Below are 11,346 nucleotides of genomic sequence, written 5' to 3' on the forward strand. Positions count from 1 at the left end.
GCCGCGGGCCGGCCACGCCGGGGGACGATGAGGTCGGGGTGCTCTGTGACCGCCGGGCTACCGGCGATCAGAAATTCGACACCTCGAACCTGCCAGCCGATACGGCCCTCAAGGCGCGTGCCGCCGCCATCAAGGCCCGATGGATCTGCGAACAGGCGCACCAGCAACTCAAGGAGGAGCTTGGTCTCGACCATTTCGAGGGCCGGTCCTGGACCGGCCTTCAAGGGCAGGATCGGCCAGCCCCCATCATCATTGCAGGTGATCAACGATCCACATCTTGATGAGAGACTGCCGGGTGATGCCGAGGCGTTTGGCCTGCTGATCGAGGCCGCTCACCATCCATGCTTTGCATTTCTTTGCCGTCTGGACGGTGTTTTACGGCCCCGGCTTTGAAACTCGCGACCCGGCGGGAACCTTGCAGGAAATCTGCCGGTCATCCGCCCCGGAAGCCGAAGGGGCTTGATGCGTGGCTCGAAGGTGAAGGGGGCTTTTGGGCATCGGTGTGGGACTGGGCAGCGCCCCCGGCCGTCGCGGGACGCAAATCAGCGGCGGGGCCGTCACGCCAAAGGCTTTCGGGCAGACTGCGCCGCAGCCCGGCCTGCGCCGGACCGCTCAGGTGCCGCAGAAGGTCTGGTGAACCACCTCTTGCGGCTGCGGGGGCAAGGCCAGGTCGCTCCATTCGTCGCGATCCTCGTACGGGCGGATCAGGGCCGTGAACAGCCGCTCAAAGGGGGCAAGGTCGTCGATCACGGCCGAGGCGATGGCCTGTTCGATCCGGTGATTGCGCGGGATGCGGCGCGGGTTGGCCTGTTCCATCGGGGCGGGGTCGGGCGTCAGCGACTGCCAGTCGCGAACCCAGTCGTCGAAAGGCGCGGGGTCGGAAAATTCATCCCGCGCGCGCCCGTTCGTCAGTCCGGCAAAGACACGGGTGAAATCGGCCCTCTGCCGCGCCATGAGGGTCAGCAGCTGCCCGGACAGAGCCTGCACCAATTTGGCCTCCGGGCCAAGGCCCAGCTTGTCCCCGAACCGCCGCAGCCATGCCGCCTGATACTGCGGCGCAAAGCCATGGACCGAGGCGGTTGCAGCCTTGATGGCCTTTTCGCGTTCGCCCATCAGCGGGATCAGGCAGGTGGCAAGCTGCGCCAGGTTCCAGACGGCGATCTGAGGCTGCTGCGCCCAGGCATACCGGCCCGCCTGGTCGATCGAGGAAAACACCGTGTCGGGGTGAAAGCCGTCCATGAAGGCGCAGGGGCCGTAATCTATGGTCTCGCCCGAGACGGCCATGTTATCGGTGTTCATCACCCCGTGGATAAATCCAAGCCCCATCCATTGCGCGATGGTATCGGCCTGCCGCGCCACCACCTGATCCAACAGCGCCAGCGGCCCGTCGGCCTGCGGATAATGTCGCGCGATGACATGGGCGGTCAGCGTCGCCAGCGCTTCGGTCTGGCCGCGCACGGCGAAATACTGGAAGGTGCCCACGCGGATATGGCTGGAGGCCACACGCGTCAGCACGCCCCCCGGCAGGCCGTTCTCGCGCCAGACCGTCTCGCCCGTGGCTGCGGCGGCAAGGGCGCGGGTCGTGGGCACGCCGGTCGCCGCCATGAATTCGCTGACCAGATATTCGCGCAGCACCGGACCCAGCCATGCACGCCCGTCGCCCCTGCGCGAAAAGGGCGTCGGCCCGCTGCCCTTGAGCTGGATGTCAAAGCGCGCGCCGTCCGGGGCCACCACCTCGCCCAGCAGAACCGCGCGCCCGTCGCCAAGCTGTGGCACAAAGCCGCCGAACTGATGCCCGGCATAGGCCTGGGCGATGGGTTCAGCCCCCTTTGGCAGCTTGTTTCCGGCCAGCATCGCCACCCCGTCCGGGCCGCTCAGCCAGTCCGGATCCAGTCCAAGCCGCAGCGCCAGCGGAGCGTTCAGGGCCAGTACCTCCGGCCCGGCCACCGGCGTCGGCGCGACGCGCGCGAAAAAGCCCTCGGGCAGGCGGGCATAACTGTTGTCGAAATGGATCATCGCGGCCTCCTGCCTTCCCATCTAGGGACGCATTGAGGCCGCGAAAAGGGGGCGGCATCGCCGCCCGGTGGTTCAGTTCGTCATACCGGCATGGGGCGAACGGGTGATTCCGGCACCATGCAGCACCCCGGCCAGCAACCCGCCCGCCAGCGGCGCCAGAATGAACAGCCACAACTGGCCCATGGCCTTTGCCCCTGCGAACAGTGCCGGCCCGATGGAGCGCGCGGGGTTCACCGATACGCCGGTCACGTCGATGCCGACCAGGTGGATGCCGCACAGCGTCAGGCCGATGGCCAGCCCCGCAAAGCCAAGGGGGGCATCGCTTTGCGTCGCGCCCAGGATGACCGTCACGAACAGGAATGTCGCCACAAACTCGAACAGCAGCGCCGACATCATGCTGTAGCCGCCATTATACCCCTCGCCATAGCCGTTCTGTCCCAGTCCGTTCTGGGCAACCGAGTAGTCCGCCTTGCCCGACGCGATCAGATAGACGACCAGCGCCGCCGCAACCGCGCCGACCACCTGCGCGATGCAATAGACGATGAATTCCGACATCTCCATCCGGCCCGAAGCCAGAAACCCAAGCGAGACGGCAGGGTTCAGCTGCGCCCCGGAAATGGCCCCGAACCCATAGGCTGCCGCGACGATCGAGACGCCAAAGGCCAGCGCGATGCCGTGAAAGCCGATATGCGCGCCCATCAGAACCGCCGACCCCACACCGAAGAAGACAAGGATGAAGGTGCCGATGAACTCGGCAATTGCCTTATTGCTCATGAAAATCACTCCTGAAATGACGGGGTGCGAAAACCCCCGTGCGCCCACAGTGCCACCAGCGCCGCCAGAATCAATAGCGGATTTACCGGAAACCGGCAGAACTGGTGCGGGCGTTCGCCTTTTGCGGGTTCAGGATCGTCCCACAGGATCGCGAAGGCCCGCCCGGCCGGGCGTGTTCTCACCGTCCGCCGTCAATCCCAGCCGCCGCATCCGGCGATAGATGGTACTGCGGTCAACCCCGGCGCGTCGCGATACGGCCGAGATATTGCCCCCGCATTCCGCGATCAGGCGGCGCAGGCGGGTTGCCTCATCCTGCGCGGTCGAGGGGCGGGGGCGGGCGCTGCCGATTTCGGGCGGCAGATCCCGCGCCTGCACCTGCGCGCCTTCGCAGATCGCCGCGCAAAGCGTGCAGAGATTGACGATTTCGCGCACATTGCCGGGCCAGTCATGCGCGCGCAGCCGCTGCATCGCTGCCGCCGAAAATTCGGGGCAACCTTCGGTCGCGAAGGCAATGCGCGCGATCAGCCAGTCCAGATCGTCGCGGTCGCGGACCGGCGGAATGTCCAGCGCCAGCCCGTTCAGCCGGTAATACAGATCCTGCCGGAACCGGCCCTCGGCGACCAGATCCGTCAGATCCCGATGTGACGCCGAAACCACGCGCAGATCCACCGGCTCGGCCCGCGTGCCACCCACAGGCAGCACTTCGCGTTCAGCCAGGACGCGCAATAGCCGGGCCTGAAGGGGCAGCGGCATGTCGCCGATCTCGTCCAGAAACAGCGTGCCACCATCCGCCTCGCGGATCAGGCCACGCCCGCCGCGCGCGGTGGCGCCGGTAAATGCGCCGGGGACATAGCCGAACAGTTCGCTTTCGATCAGGGCTTCGGGCAGTGCGGCGCAGTTGATCGCGACAAAGCGGCCACGGCGGCGCGAGGAATCATGCATCGCCCGCGCCACATATTCCTTGCCGGTGCCGGTCTCGCCGCGCAGGATCACGCTGATCTGGCGGTCCACGACCTTGGCGGCGCGCATCGCAAGCCGCTGCATGGCGTGATCGCCGCCATGAATCGCCCGCAACGGGGCGGGCAGACCGCTGTCGATGGCACGGCGCGGCGGCGAGGTCGGAGGCACGGCACGCGCATAGATCAGCCCGCCGCCCTGAACCTCAAGCATGCCGTCGATGGGGGCCTGCGCGCGCGACAGCTTGGGCAGGTCATCGACATCGCAGGCAAAGACCGCGCCCAGTGGCTGCCCGATCAGCCGTCCGGGCGCTGCATCGCCGGGCAGGGCCTCGCGCGCGTTGCGGGTCATGCCGGTGATCCGGCCATCGGCCCCCACAGCCACCGCCGCCATGGGATCGACATCCAGAAATTCGGGCGAGGCATTCAGCCGCAGGATCCAGTCTCCGTGATGGCTGCGCACCAGATTGGCCATCTCGATCCGCCGCGCGCAGGATTTCATCACCTCCAACGTCAGCGCCTGACTGATCTTGTCCTGCGGAGCGGTCAGATGCGACAGATCCAGCACCCCCAGCAGTGTGCCCTGCGTGTCATGGACCGGCACTGCGGTGCAGGACAGAGGCGTCAGCATCATGTCGAAATGGTCGCTGCGATGCACGGTGATCGCATCTCCCGTCGCCAGACAGGCCCCGACGCCATTGGTGCCGACATGTTCCTCGTGCCACTCGGAACCGGCGATCAGCCCGGCATGGCGCAGGTCGCGGTCCAGCTCGGCATCGCCGATCATGTCCACGGCGACGCCATGCCCGTTGGCCAGCAGCAGCACATAGCCCATCGCATTCACGCGGCGATATAGATCCTCCATTCCGTGCCGGGCGATGCACAGCAATTCCTCGGATTCCTGCCGGTGATGGCGCAATTCGCGCTGCGTCAGGATACGCGGCCCGGCATGGCGGCCCGGATCCAGACGGTGCTGGGTCACGCAGCGCCGCCAAGAGGCCAGCACGTCCTTGTCCCGTCGCGAGCCATGCCCCTCGGCCACGCGAATGATCTCGGCGATATGCGAGCCGGTGTCGGGCGGCGCTTGCATCGGCTCCTCCCTTGTCTCCCCCGACGTGAGGATAGCATATTTTGCCGCCCCGGCCACAGGCAGCGTCGCCGCAGGCCACGGATCGGCGTTACCGCGCCAGATCGATCAGGATTTTAAGCTGGGTTCCCGCCGGGTCCAGCAGCGCGTCGAACCCCTCGGTCACGGCCTGATTCAACGCGATACGCCGCGTGACCACTTTGGCGGCCGGGATTGCGCCCGAGGATATCAGGTCGATGGTGCGCGGCCAGCTATGGGTCGGATAGCACCAGGAGCCGCGGATCTCGACATCCTTGAAGGTCAGTTGAAAGAAATCCACGCTGCCCTTGCCGGGATGCAGGCCGGTCTGGACGATGACCCCGTGCTTGCGCACCGCGTCCAGACAGGATTGCAGCGCGCGGTCATTGCCAACGCATTCCAATGCGACATCGCAGCCCAGATTGTCCTGCGTATGCTGGCGCACACGCTCACCCACGTCGTCGGACCCGGCGTTGATGGTCACGACGCCCGGCACGATATCGCGGGCCAGCGCAAGGCGGGTGTCGTTCACATCCGAGACGAACAGCCGGGTCGCGCCAAAGGCGCGCGCCGTCAGCAGGGCCAGAATGCCGATGGGCCCCGCGCCCGTCACCAGAACACTGTCCCCCGCCGTGATCCGGCCCCGGTCGCAGGCATAAACGACAACGGCGGTGGGTTCGACCAGCGCAGCCTCTTCGTCGGTCATGCTGTCGGGGATCGGCTCGACGTTGTATTCGTTCAGCAGCGCCATGTCGGACATCCCGCCCGAAACCCATGACAGCCCCACGAGGCCAAGGCTGGCTGACAGGTTGTGCTGCCCGCGATCCGCGAAATATTCGCCGCCGCGCGGCATGATCAGCGGCTGGACCGAGACCCGGTCGCCCGGCGCGACCCTGGTGACGCCCTCGCCGACCGCCACAACCTCGCCGCCAAATTCATGGCCCAGAACCTGCGGTCCCTGCGCGCCCGTGAAAGGATGCGGTACGGTGGGGATGAAGATCGGCCCCGAAGCGTATTCATGCAAATCAGTGCCGCATATCCCGACAAAGCGGTTGCGGATCAGCACCTGACCCGGCCCCGGCTGCGGGGGTTCGGAAATATCCTCGATCCGCAAATCCTTTGCGGCATGGAAACGTAGAGCCTTCATCCTGTCCTCCTATAGTTCATCGAAAGCGGCCAGGGCCTTGGCCGCGTAAACCGTGCCCGGACCGCCCGACATCTCGACCGTGACGGCAAGAATTTCGACCAGCTCTTCGCGGGTTGCGCCGTGGCGCCGCGCCTCGCTGATGTGAAAGGTGATGCAATCCTCGCATCCGCGTGCGGCGGCGATGGCCACGGCGACCAGTTCCTTGATCGCGGGGCGGATACTGCCCTCGCGCGTGGCGGCCTCCATCAGGCCGCGAAAGGCGGTCATGGTCTTGCCATCGGCCTTGTACAGCGCGACGGCGCGGGCGTTCATGGCGGTCAGCCTGTCATTTGCCTTCGCCATCAGACCAGCACCATCCCGCCATCGACGACAAGGCATTGCCCCGTCATGTAATCCGACCCGGCCGAAGCCAGAAAGACCGACACGCCGATCAGATCGTCCGGGGCCGAGGGGCGGCCCAGCAGGATGTCGGCGGTATAGCTTTCGAAGGCCTCGTTGTCGCGGCTTGTCAGCCCTTCATCCAGAAATCCCCGGTCAATCAGCTTCCACATGTCGGTGGCGACGACGCCGGGGCAGATCGCGTTGACGTTGATCCTGTGCGGGCCAAAGGCGCGCGCTGCGGCCTGGGTCAGTGCGACCACGGCGAATTTCGAGGCCGAGTAATGGGCCAGCGGCTCGTATCCCTGCTTGCCCGCAATCGAGGCAGTGTTGACGATCTTGCCGCCTCCGCCCTGCGCGATGAACTGTTTGCTGGCCTCTTGAATCCCGATAAGCACGCCCATCGCGTTGATATCCATGACGCAGTGCCAGTCATCCTCGGTGATGTCGTTGAACGGCCTGACCTGCGCGATTCCGGCATTGTTGAACATCGCGTCCAGCCGGCCATGCGCGGCAACAGTCTGTGCGATCAGGTCGCGGATGCTGGCGCGGTCGGTCACATCGGCGGCAATGCCCGTCGCACTGCCGCCGCCGGCGGTGATTTCGGCGGCGGTGGCGCTGGCGGTGGCCGCGTCTATATCGGCGGTCACAACCCGCGCGCCCGCGCTTGCCAGCCCGGTGGCAATGGATCGCCCGATGCCCCGGCCCGCGCCGGTGACGACGACCACGCGGCCTTCGACTGAATTGCTCATGTCACGTCCTTTCCTTCCGCGTTTCACAGAAAAGCGGGGCCGCCCCAGGGAGCGTGGGCGGCCCCTGTGATCAGCCGGTGAAGGCCCGGATCAGCCGGTTGACCTCGGCTGCCTGCTCCATCTGGACCATATGGCCCGCATCGGCGATCACATGCGATTGCGCGCCTTTCAGATGACCCGCATGGGCGGCGGGGATGATGGCGTCGGTCTGCCCCCAGATCACCTGCACCGGCACGCCCGAGGCCGACAGCGCATCGGCAATCTGTGCGGCCTGCCGCCCGTCGGGGAACAGGTTTCCCGACAGCCCGGTCAGGAAATCCCGCACACCGTCCAGCCGCTTGTATTTCAACAAATCCTGCACCAGGGCGCGGCTGACAAGGTTCTGGTCGTGGAACAGATGCTTCAGCACCGGTTTCAAATCCTTGCGCCCCTCGGCCCGGACAAAGCCGTTGATATAGTCCGCATTAATATCCGGCCCCAGCCCGGCAGGGCTGATCAGCGTGACCGAGGCGACCCGGTCGGGGTGATCAGCCGCCAGCCGCCCCGCGATCAGGCCGCCCATGGAATGCCCGGCCAGATGCGCTTTGGCGATCCCCAGATGATCCAGAAAGGCGATCACGGTCGAAACCATCAGCCCCAGATCGGCGGGACGGGCCGTCTTGACCGACTGGCCATGGCCGGGCAGGTCCAGCGCATAGACCGGTCCGCCTTCGGCCAGCGCGTCGATATTGAACAGCCAGTTGTCCAGATCGCCGCCAAAGCCGTGAATCAGCAGCAGCGGCACGCCCTCGCCCGGACGTTCGGCAAAGCGGATGCGCCCGGCGGGCAGGTCGGCGAACTGATAGGCCGGGCCTGCATCCGCGTCATCGTCGTCAGCGGCCGGGGTCTCATAGGCGGTCACAAACGCCTCGATCTCGTCATCGGCGACCGAGGCCGGGGCCATCACCGCCAGCAGGGCACGGACGGGCAGGGTTTCGCCCTCGGGCGCGACGATGCGGCGCAACAGGCCGCCATCGGCGGCCTCGACGGCATTGGCGATCTTGTCGGTCTCGACATCCATGATCTCGTCGCCGGGGCTGATCTGATCGCCTTCCCTGACATGCCAGACAGCCAGCTTGCCCTCTTTCATGGAAAGGCCCCATTTGGGCATCAGGATCGGGGTGATCTGGCTCATGTCAGTGCTCCACCGTCTTGCGGACCGCCTGGGCGATGCGTTCGACCGAAGGGACATAGATATCCTCAAGCGAGGGCGAGAAAGGCACCGGAGAATGCGGGGCCGTCACCATCTGGATTGCGGCCTTGAGATCGTCAAAGGCCTCTTGCGCGACGGTCGCGGCCACATCCGACGCGATCGAACAGCGCGGATTGGCCTCATCGACGCAGACCAGCCGCCCGGTCGTCTCGACGCTTTCCAGAACCGTGTCCATGTCGATGGGCGACAGTGTGCGCAGGTCGATCACCTCAACATCGATGCCATCCTTTTTCAGCATTTCGGCAGCCTCGACCGAGCGTCCGACCGTCTGGCCATAGGTCACGATGGTCGCGTCCTTGCCCTCGCGGACGATATTCGCCTCGCCGAAAGGGATGGTATAGGGTTCCTCGGGGACATCCGCCGTGCTGGCATACAGGTTCTTGTGTTCCAGAAAAATCACCGGGTCATTGTCGCGGATCGCCTGGATCAGCAGCCCCTTGGTGTCATAGGCATTCGAGGGGCACACGACCTTGAGGCCGGGCAGATGCGTGAACAGCGGGGTCAGCATCTGGCTGTGCTGCGCCGCCGCACGAAACCCCGCGCCGCACATCGCCCGGATGACGACCGGCGTTTCCGCCTTGCCGCCGAACATGTAACGGAACTTGGCGGCCTGATTGAACACCTGATCCAGACAGACGCCGATGAAATCGACGAACATCAGTTCCGCCACGGGCCGCAGCCCCGCCGTTGCCGCCCCGATGGCCGCGCCGACATAGGCGCTTTCGGACAGGGGGGTGTCCATCATCTGATTGGGGTGCTTGTGATACAACCCCTTGGACACGCCCAGAACCCCGCCCCAGGCATCCTCTTCGCCCTGCGCGCCGGTGCCGCCGATAATGTCCTCGCCCATCATGATCACGGTGGGGTCGCGGGTCATTTCCTGATCCAGCGCCTCGTTCACCGCGTCCTTCATGCTGATGATACGTGCCATGTATATGCTCCTTTCGCGGCTCAGTTGATATAGACGTCGGTGGTCAGTTGTTCGGGCGCTGGCATGGGCGCGGCGATGGCCGCCTCGACCGCATCCTCGATCAGGGTGGCAACCCCGGCGTCTATGGCGTCCAGTTCGGCCGCCTCGATCACGCCCGCTTCTGTCACCTTCTGGCGAAACAGTTTCAGGCAATCGTTATTGGCGCGGTTATGTTCGTTCTCGCCCGGAGCCTTGTAGGTCTGGGCGTCGCCCTCGAAATGGCCGAAGAAGCGCACATTCTTGCATTCCAGCAGGGTCGGTCCCGCGCCTTCGCGGGCACGTTTGATCACCTCGCCCGCCGATTCATAGACCGAAAAGAAATCCAGCCCGTCCACGGTGATCCCCGGCATCCCGAAACCCGTGGCCCGGTCCACATAGCTGTCAGATGCGGTGGCATAATCGACCGAGGTGGATTCGGCATAGCCGTTATTCTCGACCACGAAAATCACCGGCAGGTTCCAGATCGCGGCGAGGTTCATGCTTTCCAGAACCGTACCCTGATTGGACGCCCCGTCGCCAAAGAACGTGATCGCCACGCCGTCATGACCCAGCTTTTGCGCCGCCAGCGCCGCGCCGCAGACCAGCGGTGCGCCCGCGCCCAGAATGCCGTTCGCGCCCATCATTCCCTGGCTCAGGTCAGCGATATGCATCGACCCGCCCTTGCCCGCGCAGCAGCCACTGGCCTTGCCGTAAATCTCGGCCATCATGGCCTTCACATCGACGCCCTTGGCGATGCAATGGCCGTGGCCGCGATGGGTCGAGGCGATGCGGTCGCGGTCATGCAGATGCATCATGATGCCGACCGCCGTGGCCTCTTCACCCGCATAAAGATGCACAAAGCCGGGAATTTCCCCGCGCGAGAAATCGACATGCAGCCGTTCCTCGAAATCGCGGATGGTTTTCATCTTGCGATAGGCTTCCAGCAATTTCTCCTTGGACAGTGGAAACGGATTGGACATGAGATCCTCCCTCTCAGGTTCGGTTGGTGTCGTGGATGAACAGCCCGGCCTCGGCCGCGGCGGCCATGCAGGCGGGGACGTCGATGCTGCGGAAGGCGTCGGTAACAAGACGCACCGCCACGTCGTCGGTTTCGGTAAAGGTCAGCTCTCGTTCGCCATCGAAGGCCAGCGAGCCCGCACGTGTCGAAGGGCGGTGCACCTGACCGGGCATCATATGCGCGACCGAGGCGATGCCCACCCGATCAATCAGCCCCGGCGCGATGGGTGCGGACAGAACCCGTGGCGCGTCGCCCGAGATGACGACATGGCGCCCCTCGGGCGTGTGGCGATCCACCGGGTCGGTCAGCCCGACGATCGAGGACATGCCAATCGCCTGCGGCAGACCAAATGTCACGAACAGGTCGCGAAAGCCGTCAGTCTTCCAAATCGCACGCGCGCCGACAAAGCGGTCTTGCACCACGGCGACATCGACCAGCGCGATTTCGCGCCGTGAATTTATATCGACCTGCAACCACTTGTTGCGCACCAGCGCCCGGTCCGGCGCGACCTGTCCGGTCACGGCCAGCCCCACTGCCAGCCCGGTGATCGTCGGTTCGCGCAATTCGGGGAAAGCGTTGTTCGTGCCGGTCGAAACCCCCGCCACCGGCGTGTCGCCGCAATTCTGCACCACCACCCGGTTCGTGCCGTCGCCCCCCAGCACCACCAGCGCGGCAACTCCCTGTTCACACATCATGCGGGCCGCCCGCGCGCTGTCCTCGGCGGTTGCCGTCACCTCCATGTCCAGATAGCGGATGCGGGGAAAGACCGAGTGGCCCAACCGTTCCTCGCGGTCGATGCTGCGCATCAGGTGAAAGCGGATGCCGCCGTTTTCGGGCATCATCAGCACCTCTTCCACGCCGGTTGCCGCCAGCGAGGCCAGCATCCGCAGGACGATATTCGCGCGGTCATTGATGGGCAGGTTCCCGGCATGGGAGATGACGCGCCGGATGTCGCGCGCCGAAATCGGATTGGCGATGATGCCGACCTTTGCCATGAGC

At 65.4% G+C, this 11,346-nt stretch carries 10 protein-coding genes and 1 pseudogene; 1 reads left to right on the forward strand and 10 read right to left on the reverse strand.

Going from position 1 to position 11,346, the window contains the following annotated elements; translation table 11 throughout:
- Window positions 1-221: pseudogene (locus ACK5L9_RS16520) on the forward strand (IS701 family transposase); the annotation flags it as partial.
- 391 nt (window positions 222-612) lie between these two features.
- Here the strand turns inward: ACK5L9_RS16520 and ACK5L9_RS16525 are convergent.
- The 10 genes from ACK5L9_RS16525 to ACK5L9_RS16570 form a co-directional block, all read right to left on the reverse strand.
- Window positions 613-2,016 carry a protein adenylyltransferase SelO gene (locus ACK5L9_RS16525; protein WP_416912552.1) on the reverse strand — a complete coding sequence of 468 codons (1,404 nt, stop codon included), beginning with the start codon at window positions 2,014-2,016 and terminating at the stop codon, window positions 613-615.
- Between the two features lie 72 nt (window positions 2,017-2,088).
- Window positions 2,089-2,790, reverse strand: a complete 702-nt coding sequence (locus tag ACK5L9_RS16530; RefSeq protein WP_416912553.1) for an MIP family channel protein — start codon at window positions 2,788-2,790, stop codon at window positions 2,089-2,091.
- A gap of 129 nt (window positions 2,791-2,919) precedes the next feature.
- Window positions 2,920-4,836 carry a sigma-54-dependent Fis family transcriptional regulator gene (locus ACK5L9_RS16535; protein WP_416912554.1) on the reverse strand — a complete coding sequence of 639 codons (1,917 nt, stop codon included), beginning with the start codon at window positions 4,834-4,836 and terminating at the stop codon, window positions 2,920-2,922.
- Between the two features lie 88 nt (window positions 4,837-4,924).
- A complete protein-coding gene (locus ACK5L9_RS16540) occupies window positions 4,925-5,998 on the reverse strand; it encodes a 2,3-butanediol dehydrogenase (protein ID WP_416912555.1) in 1,074 nt (357 codons plus the stop codon).
- 9 nt (window positions 5,999-6,007) lie between these two features.
- Window positions 6,008-6,340 carry a carboxymuconolactone decarboxylase family protein gene (locus ACK5L9_RS16545; RefSeq protein ID WP_416912556.1) on the reverse strand — a complete coding sequence of 111 codons (333 nt, stop codon included), beginning with the start codon at window positions 6,338-6,340 and terminating at the stop codon, window positions 6,008-6,010.
- Window positions 6,340-7,128, reverse strand: a complete 789-nt coding sequence (locus ACK5L9_RS16550; RefSeq protein ID WP_416912557.1) for an SDR family NAD(P)-dependent oxidoreductase — start codon at window positions 7,126-7,128, stop codon at window positions 6,340-6,342. Before ACK5L9_RS16550 ends, ACK5L9_RS16545 begins: the two co-directional genes overlap by 1 nt.
- A 70-nt stretch (window positions 7,129-7,198) precedes the next feature.
- Window positions 7,199-8,302 carry an acetoin dehydrogenase dihydrolipoyllysine-residue acetyltransferase subunit gene (locus tag ACK5L9_RS16555; RefSeq protein ID WP_416912558.1) on the reverse strand — a complete coding sequence of 368 codons (1,104 nt, stop codon included), beginning with the start codon at window positions 8,300-8,302 and terminating at the stop codon, window positions 7,199-7,201.
- A 1-nt stretch (window position 8,303) separates the two neighbouring features.
- A complete protein-coding gene (locus ACK5L9_RS16560) occupies window positions 8,304-9,311 on the reverse strand; it encodes an alpha-ketoacid dehydrogenase subunit beta (protein ID WP_416912559.1) in 1,008 nt (335 codons plus the stop codon).
- 20 nt (window positions 9,312-9,331) lie between these two features.
- On the reverse strand, window positions 9,332-10,309 hold the full coding sequence (locus ACK5L9_RS16565; protein WP_416912560.1) for a thiamine pyrophosphate-dependent dehydrogenase E1 component subunit alpha: 978 nt from the start codon (window positions 10,307-10,309) through the stop codon (window positions 9,332-9,334).
- 13 nt (window positions 10,310-10,322) lie between these two features.
- Window positions 10,323-11,346: ATP-NAD kinase family protein (locus ACK5L9_RS16570; RefSeq protein WP_416912561.1), on the reverse strand; the 1,024-nt coding region annotated here is incomplete at its 5' end.

The organism is Paracoccus sp. (in: a-proteobacteria) (assembly GCF_047973135.1).
Classification (GTDB): Bacteria; Pseudomonadota; Alphaproteobacteria; order Rhodobacterales; family Rhodobacteraceae; genus Paracoccus.